The 16,516-nt window shown below is 71.8% G+C and carries 15 protein-coding genes; 7 read left to right on the top strand and 8 right to left on the bottom strand.

What is annotated here, in order from left to right; all coding sequences use genetic code 11:
- Positions 1-19 precede the first annotated feature (19 nt).
- On the top strand, positions 20-2,197 hold the full coding sequence (locus AB0I06_RS03885) for a serine protease (protein ID WP_363117137.1): 2,178 nt from the start codon (positions 20-22) through the stop codon (positions 2,195-2,197).
- 61 nt (positions 2,198-2,258) lie between these two features.
- On the opposite strand, the gene AB0I06_RS03880 is transcribed toward AB0I06_RS03885, so the two are convergent.
- The 3 genes from AB0I06_RS03880 to AB0I06_RS03870 form a co-directional block, all read right to left on the bottom strand.
- Positions 2,259-2,864: a MarC family protein gene (locus tag AB0I06_RS03880; protein ID WP_363117136.1), complete on the bottom strand. Its 606-nt coding sequence runs from the start codon at positions 2,862-2,864 to the stop codon at positions 2,259-2,261.
- A 125-nt stretch (positions 2,865-2,989) separates the two neighbouring features.
- On the bottom strand, positions 2,990-3,850 hold the full coding sequence (locus AB0I06_RS03875; RefSeq protein WP_363117135.1) for a PHP domain-containing protein: 861 nt from the start codon (positions 3,848-3,850) through the stop codon (positions 2,990-2,992).
- 134 nt (positions 3,851-3,984) lie between these two features.
- Complete coding sequence (locus tag AB0I06_RS03870; protein ID WP_363117134.1) at positions 3,985-4,626, bottom strand: DUF6758 family protein; 642 nt, start codon at positions 4,624-4,626, stop codon at positions 3,985-3,987.
- Positions 4,627-4,787: 161 nt separating this feature from the next.
- Here AB0I06_RS03870 and AB0I06_RS03865 point away from each other — a divergent pair, with 161 nt between their 5' ends.
- Positions 4,788-6,011, top strand: a complete 1,224-nt coding sequence (locus AB0I06_RS03865) for an MFS transporter (protein ID WP_363117133.1) — start codon at positions 4,788-4,790, stop codon at positions 6,009-6,011.
- A 30-nt stretch (positions 6,012-6,041) separates the two neighbouring features.
- On the opposite strand, the gene AB0I06_RS03860 is transcribed toward AB0I06_RS03865, so the two are convergent.
- Positions 6,042-6,626, bottom strand: coding sequence for a suppressor of fused domain protein (locus AB0I06_RS03860; RefSeq protein WP_363117132.1), 585 nt, complete (start codon positions 6,624-6,626; stop codon positions 6,042-6,044).
- Positions 6,627-7,081: 455 nt separating this feature from the next.
- Here AB0I06_RS03860 and AB0I06_RS03855 point away from each other — a divergent pair, with 455 nt between their 5' ends.
- On the top strand, positions 7,082-8,197 hold the full coding sequence (locus AB0I06_RS03855) for a magnesium and cobalt transport protein CorA (RefSeq protein ID WP_363117131.1): 1,116 nt from the start codon (positions 7,082-7,084) through the stop codon (positions 8,195-8,197).
- Positions 8,198-8,220: 23 nt separating this feature from the next.
- Complete coding sequence (locus AB0I06_RS03850; protein ID WP_363117130.1) at positions 8,221-8,733, top strand: hypothetical protein; 513 nt, start codon at positions 8,221-8,223, stop codon at positions 8,731-8,733.
- A gap of 4 nt (positions 8,734-8,737) precedes the next feature.
- Here AB0I06_RS03850 and AB0I06_RS03845 read toward each other — a convergent pair whose 3' ends face one another.
- A complete protein-coding gene (locus AB0I06_RS03845; protein WP_363117129.1) occupies positions 8,738-9,499 on the bottom strand; it encodes a hypothetical protein in 762 nt (253 codons plus the stop codon).
- 225 nt (positions 9,500-9,724) lie between these two features.
- On the opposite strand from AB0I06_RS03845, the gene AB0I06_RS03840 reads away from it, so the two are divergent.
- From AB0I06_RS03840 to AB0I06_RS03830, 3 genes are read left to right on the top strand one after another with little or no spacing between them, the layout of a single operon-like run.
- Complete coding sequence (locus tag AB0I06_RS03840) at positions 9,725-11,008, top strand: CBS domain-containing protein (protein ID WP_363117128.1); 1,284 nt, start codon at positions 9,725-9,727, stop codon at positions 11,006-11,008.
- Entirely contained in the window at positions 10,998-11,591 is a 594-nt protein-coding gene (locus tag AB0I06_RS03835; protein ID WP_363117127.1) for a DUF1003 domain-containing protein, read from the top strand. Before AB0I06_RS03840 ends, AB0I06_RS03835 begins: the two co-directional genes overlap by 11 nt.
- A gap of 43 nt (positions 11,592-11,634) precedes the next feature.
- Complete coding sequence (locus tag AB0I06_RS03830) at positions 11,635-12,768, top strand: Mrp/NBP35 family ATP-binding protein (RefSeq protein ID WP_363117126.1); 1,134 nt, start codon at positions 11,635-11,637, stop codon at positions 12,766-12,768.
- A gap of 112 nt (positions 12,769-12,880) precedes the next feature.
- Here the strand turns inward: AB0I06_RS03830 and AB0I06_RS03825 are convergent, their stop codons facing one another.
- The 3 genes from AB0I06_RS03825 to AB0I06_RS03815 form a co-directional block, all read right to left on the bottom strand.
- The gene (locus AB0I06_RS03825; RefSeq protein WP_363117125.1) at positions 12,881-13,552 is read right to left on the bottom strand and encodes a hypothetical protein; all 672 of its coding nucleotides are present in this window, start codon (positions 13,550-13,552) and stop codon (positions 12,881-12,883) included.
- A 226-nt stretch (positions 13,553-13,778) separates the two neighbouring features.
- Positions 13,779-14,228, bottom strand: a complete 450-nt coding sequence (locus AB0I06_RS03820) for a sec-independent translocase (RefSeq protein WP_363117124.1) — start codon at positions 14,226-14,228, stop codon at positions 13,779-13,781.
- Positions 14,229-14,443: 215 nt separating this feature from the next.
- On the bottom strand, positions 14,444-16,396 hold the full coding sequence (locus AB0I06_RS03815; RefSeq protein WP_363117123.1) for a trypsin-like peptidase domain-containing protein: 1,953 nt from the start codon (positions 16,394-16,396) through the stop codon (positions 14,444-14,446).
- Between the last annotated feature and the right edge of the window lie 120 nt (positions 16,397-16,516).

Raw genomic sequence — 16,516 nt, 5'->3', positions numbered from 1 at the left:
CAGGACGGGACGGTGGAGCATGTCGGTGACGGACCAGTCGCACAGGGAGCTGCACGAGCGGGCCGCCGCCGAGGCCGCCCGGCGCTACGAGGACTCCACCGCCGAACGCGAGCGGGTCGAGGACCGGCTGGCGGCCGGTGTGCGGTTCCCGGACTCCCCTGACGCGCTCGCCGTGCGCGCCGACCGGATCATGGACCGGGGCGGTCTGTCGCCCTCGGCGGTGGTGGCGGACATCCACCGCGAGGCCATGGCCCTGCCCGACGCCAACGAGCGGATCATCGACCTGTCCAACGAGCTCCAGGCCTGGAGCTTCCTGCCGCGCGGTGTCAGGGCCGGGGCCACGGTCGCCCGGATCACCCGGCGGCGCGACGGCCGTGAGCTGCCGCACGGCACCGGCTTCCTGGTCTCGCCGCGGCTGCTGATGACCAACCACCACGTCCTTCCGGACGAGAGCTTCGCCCGCACCTGCTTCGTGGAGTTCAACGCCCAGGTCACGGCCGACAACCAGCCCGACACCGTCGTCCGGATGGAGCTCGACCCCGGGGCCTTCTTCGCGGCGGACGGACGGCTCGACTTCGCGCTCGTGGCGGTGGCGCCCGCCCCGGACGGCCCGCCACCGGGTGAGGTCTTCGGCTGGAACCGGCTGAGCGTGCAGATCGGCAAGCTGGTGCTCGGCGAGAAGGTGAACATCATCGGCCACCCTCAGGGGCGGCTGAAGGAGATCGCGCTGCGCGACAACGCGGTGCTGGTCCGGCTCGACGACTTCGTGCACTACACGACCGACACGGAACCGGGGAACTCCGGTTCCCCGGTCTTCAACGACCAGTGGGAGGTCGTGGCGCTGCACCACAGCGGCGTGCCGAAGCGGGACGACCAGGGCCGTGTGCTGCGCAAGGACGGCCGGCCCTGGCAGGAGGGCGACGGCGACACCGTCGAGTGGGTCGCGAACGAAGGCGTCCGCATCAGCTCGATCCTCAAGCACCTGGCCGGGCTGGACCTCACCCCACAGCGGGGTGCGCTGCTGGCGGAGATGGGCCCGGACAGCGGTCTCGACCAGGCCTTGGCAGGCGCGCCGGCCTCTCTCACGGCACCCGGCCTCGCGTCTCCCGGCCCCGCGTCCCCCGGCCTCGGGGCGCAGCCCGACACGGCCATGCCCGGCCTCCGGGCGCAGCCCGGCGGGGCGACGGCGCCGGTGCCGGGCGGAGGCGGCGTCACGAGCCCGCCGGTCCCCGCCGTCCGGGTCACCGAGACCGGGACCGGGGGCGAGGGGCCCAAGGTCGGGCTCCGGGCCCGCGCCACCGCCTTCGGCGGCCGGCAGCACCTGGTCTTCCTGCACGGCCGGGACCAGCAGAAACAGGACCCCGCCGAGTTGCGCCGTACCTGGACGGCCGGCCTGAACCGCGGGCTCACCCTCGCGTCCCTGCCCCCGCTCGACCCGCAGGACGCGTGGTTCCCGTTCTACGGCGTGCGCCTGCACGACCTCGTGAGCGGCAGGGAGAGCATCGCGGCCGAGTCCATCGGCCTGGACCGGGTGAGCGCCGCGGTCGCCGCCGAGGTGTTCGCCGCGCAGTCGCCGACGGGTTCCTACGAACGGCTGCTGTACGAGGCCGCCGCCCGGGCCGGCATGCCGCAGAACGGGCCGGCGACCACGGAGGGCTTCGGTGCGGGCCTGGTCGGGGCGTTGCACCGCCCCCTGAGCTGGCTCGCCGCCAAGTCCGACGTGGACGAGTGGACCATCGCGACGTTCCTGCGGGACGTCGACCTGTACCTCGGTGACGGCGCGGTGCGGCAGGCGGTGCTGGACAGCGTCATGGAGACGATGCCCACCAGCGGTGAGCTGGTGCTGGTCACGCACAGTCTGGGCACGGTCGTGGGCATGGACCTCCTGACCCGCCTCCCCGACACCCTGGACCCGGTCCTGCTGGTCACCGCGGGCAGCCCGCTCGGGCTGGACGGCGTCAACGAGCGGCTGCTCGCCCGGGGCCCGCACCGGCCGCCCCGGGTGCGGGACTGGGTCAACGCCTGGTGCCCCACCGACGCGGTGGCCATCGGCTGCCCCCTGGAGGACGAACGGTGGGGAAAGCTCTCCCAGCCGGCCGTCCGCAACGGCCGGGAGCGGGCGCACAAGATGGACGAGTACCTCGGCCACCCGGCGGTGGCCCGGGAGATCCGCGGCGTCCTGACCCACCAGGCGTGAGGGGCCGTCGGAACCTCTGGACCCGCGCGGGCCGTGAGCACCTCTGGACCCGCAGGGGCCGTCAGCTGCCCTGGATCACCTGTGTGACACCGTTGATGATCTGCTGCACGGCGATCGCGGAGAGCATCATGCCCGCGAGCCGGGTCACCAGGACGACACCGCCGTCCTTGATGATCCGGATGATCACCAGCGAATAGCGCATCACCAGCCACAGCACCACATGGATGGCGAGGATCGCCGCCCACACCGACACCTGCGTGGCGACGCTGTGGGCCTTCTGCACGGCGAGGATGACCGACACGATCGCCCCGGGCCCGGCCAGCAGCGGCATGCCCAGCGGCACGAGGGCGACGTTCACGTCCTTGGTCTGCTTGGGCTCGTCGGTCTTGCCGGTGAGCAGGTCCAGCGCGATCAGCAGGAGCAGCAGTCCGCCCGCGATCATCAGCGCGGGCACGGACACGTGCAGGTAGTTCAGGATCTGGTGCCCGAGGAGCCCGAACACGGTGATCACCCCACCGGCCACGCAGACGGCCTGGAAGGCCATCCGCTTCTGCACCTTTCCGGGCCGGCCGGCGGTGAGCGCGAGGAAGATCGGGGTGATCCCGGGGGGATCCATGATGACGAAGAGGGTCAGGAACAGGGAGCCGAAGACGGCGAGGTCGAACATGAGTGAGCCTTGCGCAGGGGGCTACGGCCGTGGCCGGGCCGTTCCGCGGGAACGGGCGGGCACGGCGCGCAGCGCCGAGTGAGAGAGAAGGAAGAAGTGAGGAACGGGCCTACGGCGGGAGAACCTCAGAGGGCTCCGCCGGCGCCCGGCACGGGAAACGCCCCGAAGGCCCGCCGGGTGATCTCCCCGTAGACCTCGGGGTCCGTCGTGTACTCCCCGAGCACGCACGTCTTGCGGCTGCCGTGGTAGTCCGACGACCCGGTGACGAGGAGCCCGAGCTCCTTCGCCAGCCCCCGCAGCCGCGCCCTGGTGTCGGCGTCGTGGTCCATGTGGTCGACCTCGAGGCCGTCCAGCCCGGCGGCGGCCATCTCGGCGATGGCGGCCTCCGGCACCGTGCGCCCCCGCTTGCTGGCCGCGGGGTGCGCGAACACCGCGACTCCGCCAGCGCCCTTGATCAGCCGGATGGCCTCGAAGGGGTCGGTCTCGTGCTTCTCCACGAAGACCCGGCCGCCGTCGGCCAGCCAGTCCTGGGTGAAGGCGTCGTTCACGGTCGGCACGACACCGAGCTCGACGAGCGCGCTCGCCACGTGCGGGCGTCCGACGGACCCCTCACCGGCGATCCGCGCCACCTGCTCCCACGTCACCGGCACGCCCAGCTCCTGGAGCTTGGCGATCATCCCCTGGGCGCGCGGCACCCGGTCGTCCCGGACCAGCTCGCGCTCGGCGAGCAGAGCCGGCTCCTCGGCGTCGAAGAGGTACGCCAGCATGTGCATGCTGATCCCGTCGAGCCGGCAGGAGAGCTCGGCCCCGGTGACCAGCGTGACCCCTTCGGGCAGCGCCGCGATGGCCTCGGCATGCCCGCGGGTGGTGTCGTGGTCCGTCAGCGCGACGACGTCCAGCCCGGCCACAGCGGCCTTGCGCACCAGCTCGGACGGGGTGTCCGTGCCGTCGGAAGCGGTGGAGTGGGTGTGCAGGTCGATGCGCACGACACGGACTCCAGACGGGGACGGCACGAACAGGGCTGCTCCAGGATAACCGGCTTTTCCACCCCGGATGTCACACCCGAACCCGCCAGGCGCCCCCTACACTCCCGGCGCTCCCCGCTCTCCGGCCCGCTCCCTCAGGGCCCGAGCAACCGCGGGGACAGGGCGCCGCAGGGGACCAGCTCGACCTCCGCACCGGCATCGCGCAGGTCCGTCAGCACCAGTTCGTCGTACATCAGCAGCCCTGACTGCTCGGGCCACACCACGGCCCACAGCCACATGCCCAGCGCCTCACCGGCGAAGACGGCCCGGTCCTCCGGCGCCCCGGCCACATGCCACAACGGCGTGGGACGCCCGGCGGCCAGCACCTTCGCCTGGGGCGGTTTCTCGACGTCCATGTGGGGCCCGGGGTCGGGGCCGTCCATGCCCGCGTACCGCGCGCCGAGCCCGACCCCCAGTTCCTCGGCCACCAGGATCAGCTCACCCATGCCGCCGAGCGGCCCGGGGCCTGTGCAGGCGACGGCGGTCGCGCGGCCGCCGGTGCGGTCGTCACCCGCGCAGGCCACGCCCGTGAACAGCCACCCGACCGGCAGCGGCCACGGCATCCACAACGGGACCCGGGTGCGGTGCACCACGACGTCGAGGGCGTCGACGCTGGGCGGTATCACGGGCTGCACCGGGTGAACGGTGCCGTGCACATCGCACTGCCACGAGTCGGAGAAGAGGCCGGGAGCCCTGACCCGGCCACCGCACTTCGGGCAACTGGGTTCGCCCCTCATAGGGCCCCACGGTCCTACCCCTGCCGCGCCGCGTCAAGGACGATCACCCATCCGGAGGGAACCCTTCACCAGCCACATTAGATGTAGCTTGCATTAATTAGCTTGGCTAACTTAGTGTGTGCATATACCAACTACCCCAGTCTCGGGAAAGGGAGCGAGCAATGGACCCCTTCGACGCCGGAGCGGGCGGCCTCCTGAAGCAGCCCACGTCCGTGTGGGCGACCGCCGGGGCGTCGGTCGTCGCCTTCATGGGCATCGGGCTCGTCGACCCGATCCTGCCGTCCATCGCCCAGGGTCTCGACGCCACGGCGAGCCAGGTCTCCCTGCTCTTCACGTCGTACTTCCTCATCACCGCCGTCGCGATGCTGGTGACCGGCTGGGTCTCCAGCCGGATCGGCGGCCGCAAGACCCTGCTGCTCGGCCTCGCGTTCGTCGTGGTGTTCGCCGGACTCGCGGGCACCTCCGGATCCGTCGGCGAACTGGTCGGCTTCCGGGCCGGGTGGGGCCTGGGCAACGCGCTGTTCGTCTCGACCGCCCTCGCGGTCATCGTCGGAGCGGCGGCCGGCGGCAGCGCCGCGGCGATCCTGCTGTACGAGTCGGCCCTCGGCCTCGGCATGGCCTGCGGCCCGCTGCTGGGCGCCCTGCTCGGCGACGCCAGCTGGCGCTACCCCTTCTTCGGCACGGCGTTCCTGATGGCCGTCGGCTTCCTGTGCATCACTGTGTTCCTGAAGGAGCAGCCCAAGCCGGCCCGCAAGACCTCGCTGCTCGACCCCCTCAAGGCCCTCGGCCACGGCGGTCTCGCCTCCGCGGCGGTCTCGGCGTTCTTCTACAACTACACGTTCTTCACCGTGCTGGCCTTCACGCCGTTCGTGCTGAACATGAGCCCGTACCGGTCGGGTGCGGTGTTCTTCGCCTGGGGTGTGCTGCTCGCCGTCTTCTCGGTGATCGTCGCGCCCCGGCTCCAGAAGCGGTTCGGTTCCCTGAAGGTGCTCGGCGGTTCGCTGGTGCTGCTCGCGGCCGACGTGCTGGTGCTCGGCTACGGCTCCCACACCACGGCCGTGGTCTGCACCATCCTGTCCGGCGCCTTCATCGGCGTGAACAACACCGTCTACACCGAACTGGCCCTCGGCGTCTCCGACGCGCCCCGGCCCGTGGCGAGCGCGGGCTACAACTTCGTGCGCTGGTTCGCGGCGGCGGCCGCTCCGTTCTTCGCGCCGAAGATCGAGGAGTGGACCGACGCCCACGTCCCGTTCGTGGTGGCGGCGGTCACCGCGGTCCTCGGCGCGGCCGTGGTCGTCGTGCGTCGCAAGGCGCTCACGCACGAGGCGGCGGAACCCGAGCCGAGGCACGCGACCGAGGGCAGCGTCACCGTGTTCGCCAACTGACGCTTCGCGGACCGGCGTTGGTGAGCTTCCTCACTCCAGTGGGACGGACTTCCGGGACGGATCCCGGAGGTCCGTCCCGGAGTTGAGCCACTTCTCCTGAAGCGCCTGCGCGCCGTGCACCCGCTTCCAGGCGGCCTCGTTCGGCGTCATCGGCAGCAGCGGCAGGAACCGCACGGGGTCGAGGGGCTCGTCGAGCTCCAGGTCCTCCACCAGACCGCCCGGCTCGGCGACCAGGACCGAGGTGAACGGAGCGCCCGGCCACAGCGGCTCACCCACGTCGAGGGACGCGCCGGGGGCCACGACCAAACCCTCCACCTGCGGAGACGCCGCGAGCACGGCGAGCGGCCGGAACGCCTTGTCGGTGTCGGCCCGCCCGGAACGGACGGAGAGGACCAGCTCGGCGCGCGGCCCCTTGACGGGGTCGGCGACCACCGCCGTGGGGTCCGTCATGGGGTGCGCGGACATGCCCAGCGTGGCGTAGCGGACGATGCCGCCCTCCTGGAAGCGGAGCACCTCGATACGGTCCGTGCCCAGGAAGGTGACCGCCGCGCGCGCGTCCGGTTCGCCCAGCGCGGTACGCAACCGGGCCTCGACCAGAGGAAGAACATCTGCCATGCGGCGAGCATAGAACTCGCCAGTAGCGGGCAAAGCAGCACCTTGACAGTTGTGTCGGCTGCTACTCTTGCCCGGTGGTTCGGGGCAGCACGCAGAAGCGTCGCGATCAAGCCCCGACGCCGAAGGAACTCCCTTACGAGGGACCGGCCGGAGGAGGTGGGGCTGCAATGGATCGAAGTCGACCGTGCAGTAGCACCACGCTCTTCGCGCCGCCGATGTAGCTGCTTCTGTACCTGGCTGCCACCTCTCGCACTCGCTTCACCGCGGAAGAGCGCTTCGTTTCGCTTTGCCTGATCTGCCTCAGTAGCTGAATCAGTAACGAAACCGGCCACCGCGACGGTGCGGTGCTCCCCGCTTTGTGGACGTGCCAAACATCCGTAGTTCCTACGTCCTCATTCCGGGTTGTTCCACCCGTCGCCGGCGCCGTTCGTTGCACGCCCGCGAAGGAGCCCGCCATGTCGATGATCCGCGACCTGCGCGCAGTCGTCCGTCCGTCCCGTGTGTCGCTGCGCAAGGAGGGCGGCGCCTACGACGCCACCCGCAGTCCCGCAGCGTCCTCCGCCGTCGTCGACTGCGCCGTCTACCGCGACGGCCGCCGCCTCGAGACCGAGAACGCGCTGACCCCGCACGAGGCGGTGCGCCTGGTGCGCCGTGACGGGGGGTTCGTGTGGATCGGCCTGCACGAGCCGACGGAGGCCGAATTCTCCGGCATCGCCAGTGAGTTCGGGCTGCACCCGCTGGCCGTGGAGGACGCCGTCCAGGCCCACCAGCGGCCCAAGCTGGAGCGCTACGACGACTCCCTGTTCACGGTCTTCAAGACCATCCACTACGTCGAGCACGACCAGCTCGACGCCAACAGCGAGGTCGTGGAGTCCGGCGAGGTCATGTGCTTCACCGGGCGGGACTTCTTCATCACCGTCCGGCACGGCGGGCAGGGCTCCCTGCGGGCCCTCAGGCACCGCCTCCAGGACGACCCCGAGCTGCTCGCCAAAGGCCCCTCGGCCGTGCTGCACGCCATCGCGGACCACGTGGTCGACGGGTACATCGCCGTCGCCGACGCGGTGCAGGACGACATCGACGAGGTCGAGACCGAGGTCTTCTCCCCGGGCCGCAAGGGCTCGCCGCGCGGTTCGGACGCCGGGCGGATCTACCAACTCAAGCGCGAGGTACTGGAGTTCAAGCGGGCCGTGTCGCCGCTGCTGCGGCCCATGCAGCTGCTGAGCGAGCGGCCGATGCGGCTGATCGACCCCGACATCCAGAAGTACTTCCGGGACGTCGCCGACCACCTCGCCCGCGTCCAGGAGCAGGTCCTCGGCTTCGACGAACTGCTCAACTCCATCCTCCAGGCCAACCTCGCGCAGGCGTCCGTCGCCCAGAACGAGGACATGCGGAAGATCACCTCGTGGGCCGCGATCATCGCCGTGCCGACGATGGTGTGCGGTGTGTACGGCATGAACTTCGACTACATGCCCGAGCTGCACTGGCGCTACGGCTACCCGGTGATCCTGGGCTTCACGGTGGTCGTCTGTCTCGGCATCCACCGCGCCCTGAAGCGGAACGGGTGGCTGTGAGCGGCCTGGTTAGGCTGGGGCCCATGACAAGCGAGCTGCTCGACCAGGCCCTCGTCGAGGAGGCCACGAAGAAGTCCGGCCTCGTCTGGGTCCAGGGCCCCGACGGCCCGGCGCGCGCGCTGTGGCACGTGTGGCACGAGGGCGCCGCGTGCCTGGTCGGCGACGGGCCCGGCGAGCAGCCGCTGACGGGTCTTGCCGACGGCGCCGAGGCGACGGTGACGGTCCGCAGCAAGGACAAGGGCGGCCGGCTGGTCACCTGGACGGCCCGCGTCACCCGGCTCGCACCGGGCTCCGAGGCGTGGGACGCGGCGGTCGCCGAGCTCAAGGGCAAGCGGCTGAACGCGCCCGACGGCGAGGCCATGCCCGAGCGCTGGGCCCGCGAGTGCCGGGTGCTGCGCCTGGAGCCGACCGGTGCGACGGCGCCGCTGCCCGACGGCTCCCTGTCCGAGCCGCCCCTGCCGTCCCCGGCGATCACCCGTCGGCCGATCCCGGCGGGGCTGCCCCGCCTGCTGCTGAAGCGGCGCAAACGGGCCTGACGGCCTACGACGCCGGCAGCTGCTTGCCGTAGTCCACCGTCTCGTTCCGCTCCGGCTCCCGCAGGGAGAAGTCCTCGCCCCAGGCGGAGAGCGTGAGGGTGCCCGCTCCGCCGGCCCGCTCCAGGCGCAGCGGATACGGCTTGCCCTCCAGGGAGACCTCCAGGGTGCCGCCGGAGCCCTTGTCGCCGGTGACGCGGATGGTGCGGACGCCCGCCTCCTCGTCGTGGCCGTCCGTGGCGAGCGTCCCGTGCAGGGTCAGCAGACCGTCGAGGAGGAGAGTCTTGTCCGTGAACCCGCTGAACTTCTTGTACGAAGGGTCGCCCTGCGGCACCTTCACGTACTTGCCGCCGAGCTTGGAGGCCGCCGCCGCGTCCCCCTCGCCGTCCTCGCCCTGGCCGCTGCCATGAGCCCAGAACGCGGCGTCCGCCTTGACGTAGAGCTGCTCGCCGATGCGCAGCAGCTTGAAGGTCGCACCCTCGGTGGTGACCGAGCCGTCACCGCCGTCGTCCTTCAGCCGCATGTCGAGGGCGTACGTGCGCCCGCCGCTGACGACATTGCCGTGCACCCGGACCGCCCCGGCGGACTCGGCGGCCGACCGGGTCCTGCCCTGGATCTTGGCTGCGGGAAGTCTGCCGACGCCGTTGGTGCCCTCGTTCGGATCCTCCGCACAGCCGGTGAGCACCATTCCCGTCACGAGCAGCGCGCACGTCGCGCTGGCGAGTGCGGCACTGCGACTGCGGCTGCGGCTCGGGCGAATCGGAGTCACAGGTGGGGCTGCCTCTCTGACGGGAGACCTGAACGGCGTACCGCAGGGTACCGGGGTCGTGCGGGCGGATCGGAGCCAGTCCGTCCGGACCGCCCGCCGACGCGACCGCGATCAGGACGGGCTAGCCTGAAGCCCACCCGAGCGGGCAATTCGGAAGACACAGGCACAAAGACAGCCACCCGGACAGCCACCACGAACCACCCCGCACGAAAAGGAGCCGCGGCCATGGCAGCGGGCGCCCCCCGGATCTTCGTATCGCACCTCCAAGGTGTCGCCGTCTTCGACCCGGCCGGTGACCAGGTGGGGCGGGTGCGCGATCTGGTCGTCATGCTCCGGGTGGGGCAGCGGCCACCGAGGCTGCTCGGCCTCGTCGTCGAACTCGCCACCCGCCGCCGTATCTTCCTGCCGATGACCCGGGTCACCGCCATCCAGTCGGGCCAGATCATCACCACCGGCGTGCTCAACGTCCGCCGCTTCGAGCAGCGGCCCACCGAACGGCTGGTCTTCGGGGAGCTGCTGGACCGGCGCGTGATGCTCAGCGAGACCGGCGAGGAGGTCACCGTCCTCGACCTGTCGGTGCATCAGCTGCCGGCCCGCCGGGAGTGGGAGATCGACCGGGTCTTCGTCCGCAAGGGCAGGAAGGGCAGTGCCTTCCGGCGGGCCAAGGGCGAGGCGCTGACCGTCGAGTGGACCGCCGTCACCGGTTTCTCCCTGGAGGAGCAGGGGCAGGGCGCCGAGAACCTGCTCGCCACGTTCGAGCAGCTGCGCCCCGCCGACCTCGCCAACGTCCTGCACCACCTCTCCCCCAAGCGCCGCGCCGAGGTAGCCGCCGCCCTCGACGACGACCGGCTCGCCGACGTCCTGGAGGAGCTCCCGGAGGACGACCAGATCGAGATCCTCGGCAAGCTGAAGGAGGAGCGCGCCGCCGACGTCCTGGAGGCCATGGACCCCGACGACGCGGCCGACCTGCTGGGCGAGCTGCCGACGGACGAGCAGGAGCGGCTGCTGAGCCTGATGCAGCCCGGCGACGCGGCCGACATGCGCCGCCTGATGTCGTACGAGGACCGCACGGCGGGCGGTCTGATGACCACCGAGCCGATCGTGCTGCGCCCGGACGCCACCGTCGCCGACGCCCTGGCCCGCGTCCGCAACCGCGACCTCTCCCCCGCGCTGGCCGCCCAGGTCTACGTCTGCCGGCCGCCGGACGAGACACCGACCGGCAAGTACCTGGGCACGGTCCACTTCCAGCGGCTGCTGCGCGAGCCACCGCCGTCCTTGGTCAGCTCGATCGTGGACACCGATCTCCAGCCGCTCGACCCGGAGGCCGAGCTGCCGGCCATCGCCGGGTTCTTCGCCACGTACGACATGGTCGCGGCGCCCGTCGTCGACGAGGCCGGATCGCTGCTGGGCGCGGTCACCGTGGACGACGTGCTCGACCACATGCTCCCGGAGGACTGGCGGGAGCAGGAGTTCCACCTGGACGAGGAGGTGGCGACCGATGGTTCCTGAGCGCGAGAGCCCGCGCGAACGCACCCCGGCGGGCGCCACGGCCGCCTCTCGGCCGCGCACCCGGCTCGACCAGCCGCTGCCCCGCCGGCGCCGGTTCCTGCCCGAGTACGACCCGGAGGCCTTCGGGCGGCTGTCGGAGCGCATCGCGCGCTTCCTGGGCACGGGGCGGTTCATCGTCTGGATGACGGTCGTCATCATCCTGTGGGTGGTGTGGAACATCTTCGCGCCCCGCGACCTGCGCTTCGACGAGTACCCGTTCATCTTCCTGACCCTGATGCTGTCGCTCCAGGCCTCCTACGCGGCTCCGCTGATCCTGCTCGCGCAGAACCGGCAGGACGACCGGGACCGGGTCAACCTGGAGCAGGACCGCAAGCAGAACGAGCGGTCGATCGCGGACACCGAGTACCTGACCCGCGAGATCGCCGCCCTGCGCATCGGCCTGGGCGAGGTCGCCACCCGCGACTGGATCCGCTCGGAGCTGCAGGACATGGTCAAGGAGATGGAGGAACGGCAGAACGGCCACCGCGACCCCGTCGTATTCCCGGCGGAACGGTCACGGGGACGTGACGCAGACGACCGCTGAGACACTTTCCTACGCACCGGTACGGCGCCGTACCATCGTCCTTATGGCTACGGAAGACGCGGTGCGCGAGGCACTGGCGACGGTGAACGACCCCGAGATCCACAAGCCCATCACCGAACTCGGGATGGTCAAGTCGGTGGAGATCGGCGCGGACGGGGCGGTCGCGGTCACCGTGTACCTCACGGTCTCGGGCTGCCCGATGCGGGACACGATCACGCAGCGCGTGACGGACGCGGTCTCCGCGGTCGAGGGCGTCACCCGCGTCGACGTCACGCTCGACGTGATGAGCGACGAGCAGCGCCGCGAGCTGGCGTCCGCCCTGCGCGGCGGCCAGACCGAGCGCGAGGTGCCCTTCGCCAAGCCGGGCAGCCTGACCCGCGTCTACGCGGTCGCCTCCGGCAAGGGCGGCGTCGGCAAGTCCTCGGTGACGGTCAACCTGGCCGCGGCGATGGCGGCCGACGGCCTGAAGGTCGGTGTCGTCGACGCCGACATCTACGGCCACTCCGTGCCGCGCATGCTGGGCGCCGACGGCCGTCCCACCCAGGTCGAGAACATGATCATGCCGCCGTCGGCGAACGGCGTGAAGGTCATCTCCATCGGCATGTTCATCTCGGGCAACGCCCCGGTCGTCTGGCGCGGCCCGATGCTCCACCGCGCCCTCCAGCAGTTCCTGGCCGACGTGTACTGGGGCGACCTGGACGTGCTGCTCCTGGACCTGCCGCCGGGCACCGGCGACATCGCGATCTCCGTGGCGCAGCTGATCCCGAACGCCGAGATCCTGGTCGTGACGACCCCGCAGCAGGCCGCCGCCGAGGTCGCCGAGCGGGCCGGCTCCATCGCCGTGCAGACCCACCAGAAGATCGTCGGTGTCGTCGAGAACATGGCGGGCCTGCCCTGCCCGCACTGCGACGAGATGGTCGACGTCTTCGGCACGGGCGGCGGCCAGACGGTCGCCGACGGCCTGACCCGCACGACCGGCACGAACGTCCCGGTCCTCGGCAGCATCCCGATCGACGTCCGCCTGCGCGAGGGGGGCGACGACGGCAAGCCGGTCGTCCTGTCGGACCCGGACTCCCCGGCGGGCTCGGCCCTGCGCGCGATCGCCGGCAAGCTGGGCGGCCGCCAGCGCGGCCTGTCGGGCCTGTCGCTCGGTATCACTCCGAGGAACAAGTTCTGAACCGACCTCGGGGGCGCGGGGAACTGCGCGAGCAACCACGCAGGACCCGCAGCCGCCCGCACCCGGAACCCCCACGGTGAAGGGGCGCCGAAACTCGCGGCGCCCCGGGGACTCACGCGTACGCGGCGATGTCCTTCACCACGGCGAAGCCGAGCCCGTACGCGCTCATGCCCCTGCCGTACGCCCCGACATGGACCCCGGCCGAGGTGGACCCGGCAAGCACCCAGCCGAACTCCGACTCCCGGTAGTGGAACGCCGTCGGCACCCCGTCCACGGGAAGCGACAGCGTCGACCAGTCGGCGCCGTCCAGGTCGTCCGCCAGCACCCAGGCCGTCTCGGTCTGCTGCTCCAGCCAGTCGTCCCGCAGCGCGTGGTCCATCTGCCCGGGCCAGGTGAAGGACAGCAGCCCCACCCCGGCGAGCCACGCCGCTGAGGACACGGACGTGGCCTCCAGCAGGCCCGTTCCGTCCGCCGTGCGCCGTGAGGGATGGCCCGCCACGGTCACCACGACCGCGAACTTCTCCTTGGCCTCCTGGTCGCCGCCCGCGGCAAGCTCGTTGCGCAGCGTGGGCTCGTCACCGTGCCCGACCGACCCGTGTTCCACGGCCCCGTCGGCCGTCGTCCCGACCTGCATCAGCCAGCGCGGTCCCGTGAAGGCCTCGTCGAGGCCGTACCACGGGAAGGGCGCACGCAGGTAGCCGTCGACCGTACGCCGGGCGGAGGGGAGCTGTTGCCCGCCTTCCGCGGCCGGCGTCTGCGCGACTGCCCGACTCGTCGTCTCCATGTGCCCGGACGCCTCCTCGCTCTAGTCGGACCGGAACGGCCCGCCCCCCTTCGGGCGTACTCGTCACGGTCCGCACAACAACTCGGCAGCATAGCCACACCGCTGCGAGCAGCAGGGAAACCGCCCGGCGCGTGGGCCGCACGGGCGCCCGGATCGGGCCGTACACAGCCCGACCGGAGTATGAAACGCGTCACGTGCCCGGGGGCGTGCGCCCCTGGCTCGTCGCTCAGGTGGCGTCCGCGTCGAAGGGCGGCCGGTCGTCCGGAGCGGGCGTCTCCGGCTTCTTCGTCATGTCGATGCGGCCACCGGACGAACCGGCGGCGCCTGCCGACGACGCCGAGGAGGTGTCGGAGTCACGGCTGTGGACGGCGTCGGTGACCTCGGCCATCTCCTTCTTCAGGTCGAAGCCGTTGCGGATCTCCTTGAGCCCCAGGTCCTCGTTGTCCAGCTGCTTGCGGATGAAGGTCTTGGGGTTGAGGTCCTCGAACTCGAAGTCCTTGAACTCCGGGCCGAGTTCCTCCCGGATGTCGTTCTTGGCGCTCTCCGAGAACTCACGGATCTTCCGGATCGTGCGCGTCACGTCCTGGATGACCTTGGGGAGCTTGTCCGGACCGAAGACGAGCACGGCAAGGACGATGAGCGTCACCAGCTCGAGTGGTCCTATGTCATTGAACACCTGAAGCTCCTAGCGATGTCCTCGGCCCTCGGCCCTCGTGGTCGGTGCGGGTCTTGCCGTGGTCCGGGCCGGATCCACGGTACCCGGCGATCCTGTCCGACCGGTACCGTCCCGGGGCCTCCGTGTGCGGGAGGTGGGAGCGCTTTCCCGTTTGTTTGCCTTGTCGGTCCCTCATGCGGCCTGTTGAGACGACTTCGCGGGCCCCGGGGCTCACCTCAGCCACCGGACGATCCGAGGACGAGTGAGACCTTCCGTTCCTTGCCGCCGCGCTCCACCGTCAGCTCCAGACGGTCGCCGGGGCGGTGCGCCCGGGTCTTGACGATCAGTTCCTCACCGGAATGCACCCGCTGACCGCCGACCTCCGTGATGACGTCGCCCGCCTTGATCCCGGCCTTGGCGCCCGGGCCGCCCGGGGTGACCGGCGATCCCCCCTCGCTGCCCTCGGAGGCGACGCGGGCGCCGTCGCCCGAGTAGTCCATGTCGAGGGTGATGCCGATGACCGGATGGGTCGCCTTCCCGGTGTTGATCAGCTCCTCGGCGACGCGCTTGCCCTGGTTGATCGGTATGGCGAAGCCGAGGCCTATCGAGCCGGACCGGCCGCTGTCCTCGGTGGAGCCGCTGCCCGCCGAGCGGATGGCCGAGTTGATGCCGATGACCCGGGCCCGGGCGTCGAGCAGGGGCCCGCCGGAGTTGCCGGGGTTGATGGGTGCGTCGGTCTGCAGCGCGTCCACGTACGACACGTCGCTGCCGTCGCCCTTCTCGCCACCGGCCGTGATGGGCCGCTGCTTGGCGCTGATGATGCCGGAGGTGACGGTGCCGGCCAGGTCGAAGGGGGCGCCGATGGCCACGACCGGGTCGCCGACCTGCACGTTGTCCGAGTTGCCGAGGGGCAGCGGGGTGAGTCCGCTGACGCCCTTCACCTTCACGACGGCGAGGTCGTAGCCGCTGTCCCGGCCGACGACCTCGGCCTGGGCGCTCTCCCCGCCGTTGAAGGTGACGGTGATCTCGCCGCCTGATCCGGCGGGCTGCACGACGTGGTTGTTGGTGAGGATGTGCCCGCGGGCGTCGAGCACGAAGCCGGTGCCCGTCCCCTGCTCGCCGGCGCCGCTGACATGGAGGGTGACCACGCTGGGCAGGGCCCGGCCGGCGATCCCGGCCACACTGTCCGCGGCCCGCGTGGAGGGCTCTTTCCCGGCCTGCGGCAGCGTGATGGTCCCGACGCCGCCGTTCCGCTCCAGATACGTCCCCACGCCGCCGCCGATGCCCCCGGACACGAGCGCGAGCAGCACGGCCCCGAGCACCAGGGACTTCCTGCCCCGCTTGCGCCGCTGCTCCGTGCTGAGCACGGCGGCGCCGTTCTGCTGGAAGGGGCCGTGCCCTGCGGCGAGCCCGGGGGCCGCCCAGGGGTCGTAACGCTGCCAGGGGTCACCGGCCGGGGCCGGTGCGGGCGCGGCGGCGTCGGTGTGAGCCGGGCCTGCGGGGGCGGGGGCGGGCAGGGTGGGGCTGCCGGAGTCCGGCGCAGGCGGTGTGCCGTGCGGGGGTGTGGCGTGCCCCGGCATGCCCTGTGCCGGCGTTCCGTGCGGTGGTGGGACGGCGGGGGTGCCCGGCACGGTCGGCGGGGCCGGTGCCGGTACGCCCTGCGCCGGGGTCGCCGCCGGGTGCTGGACGGGCGGCGCGGGTGCCCAGGGACCGGGTTCGCCGTACGGCGGGGTGCTGTACGGGTCGGGATCGTGCAGTGGCCGGGGAGCGCCCTCGACGGGCACGGCGTGCGCGACGGGAACGTCCTGCCCGGCCCGGGCACCCTCGGCCGGTACGGCAGGGGCGTCGGGGACGTCCTGCCCGGCTCGTGCGTCCTCGGCAGGGCCGACGGGGGCGTCCTGGTCGGTTCGGGCGGCGGGGACCGGGGCGGAGGCCTCGGCAGCTGCCTCGGGACGCCGCAACTCGTAGTCGCCCCCGGCCTCGTCAGGTCGGGCCAGGGGCCGGGCCAGCTCGAAGTCCCCGTCGATGCCCGGCTCGTCCGCCGGGGCCGGGACCCGGGCCGACTCGTGCGGCCCGTTCACGGCCCCGTCGTCCGCGGCCACCCCGTCCGTGCCCTCCGGCTCTCCCGTGAGGTCCTGCGGCCGTGGACGGCTCCACCACTTCGCTTTCGTGGGCTTCCCCTCGTTCATGCTCTCCCCACAGCCGCGGCACGGCTCGTCGCGGTGGCCGCGTTTCGTCGAATCGGCGCCCGGCCACACCTCGGCCGCGGGCGACAACCCCCGGATTCAATCAGGTTCGCGGGGCGCTGC

It is taken from the genome of Streptomyces sp. NPDC050674, assembly GCF_040654575.1.
GTDB lineage: Bacteria > Actinomycetota > Actinomycetes > Streptomycetales > Streptomycetaceae > Streptomyces.
The sequence above is the reverse complement of the archived record's forward strand: the minus strand, read 5'-3'. Positions and strand labels throughout refer to the sequence as shown.

What these genes read in the sequence shown, in the direction of transcription:
- AB0I06_RS03885 (WP_363117137.1), top strand. Translation starts at nt 20, where the DNA reads ATGTCGGTGACGGACCAGTCGCACAGGGAGCTGCACGAGCGGGCCGCC.
- AB0I06_RS03880 (WP_363117136.1), bottom strand. Translation starts at nt 2,864, where the DNA reads ATGTTCGACCTCGCCGTCTTCGGCTCCCTGTTCCTGACCCTCTTCGTC.
- AB0I06_RS03870 (WP_363117134.1), bottom strand. Translation starts at nt 4,626, where the DNA reads ATGAGGGGCGAACCCAGTTGCCCGAAGTGCGGTGGCCGGGTCAGGGCT.
- AB0I06_RS03865 (WP_363117133.1), top strand. Translation starts at nt 4,788, where the DNA reads ATGGACCCCTTCGACGCCGGAGCGGGCGGCCTCCTGAAGCAGCCCACG.
- AB0I06_RS03860 (WP_363117132.1), bottom strand. Translation starts at nt 6,626, where the DNA reads ATGGCAGATGTTCTTCCTCTGGTCGAGGCCCGGTTGCGTACCGCGCTG.
- AB0I06_RS03855 (WP_363117131.1), top strand. Translation starts at nt 7,082, where the DNA reads ATGTCGATGATCCGCGACCTGCGCGCAGTCGTCCGTCCGTCCCGTGTG.
- AB0I06_RS03850 (WP_363117130.1), top strand. Translation starts at nt 8,221, where the DNA reads ATGACAAGCGAGCTGCTCGACCAGGCCCTCGTCGAGGAGGCCACGAAG.
- AB0I06_RS03840 (WP_363117128.1), top strand. Translation starts at nt 9,725, where the DNA reads ATGGCAGCGGGCGCCCCCCGGATCTTCGTATCGCACCTCCAAGGTGTC.
- AB0I06_RS03835 (WP_363117127.1), top strand. Translation starts at nt 10,998, where the DNA reads ATGGTTCCTGAGCGCGAGAGCCCGCGCGAACGCACCCCGGCGGGCGCC.
- AB0I06_RS03830 (WP_363117126.1), top strand. Translation starts at nt 11,635, where the DNA reads ATGGCTACGGAAGACGCGGTGCGCGAGGCACTGGCGACGGTGAACGAC.
- AB0I06_RS03825 (WP_363117125.1), bottom strand. Translation starts at nt 13,552, where the DNA reads ATGGAGACGACGAGTCGGGCAGTCGCGCAGACGCCGGCCGCGGAAGGC.
- AB0I06_RS03815 (WP_363117123.1), bottom strand. Translation starts at nt 16,396, where the DNA reads ATGAACGAGGGGAAGCCCACGAAAGCGAAGTGGTGGAGCCGTCCACGG.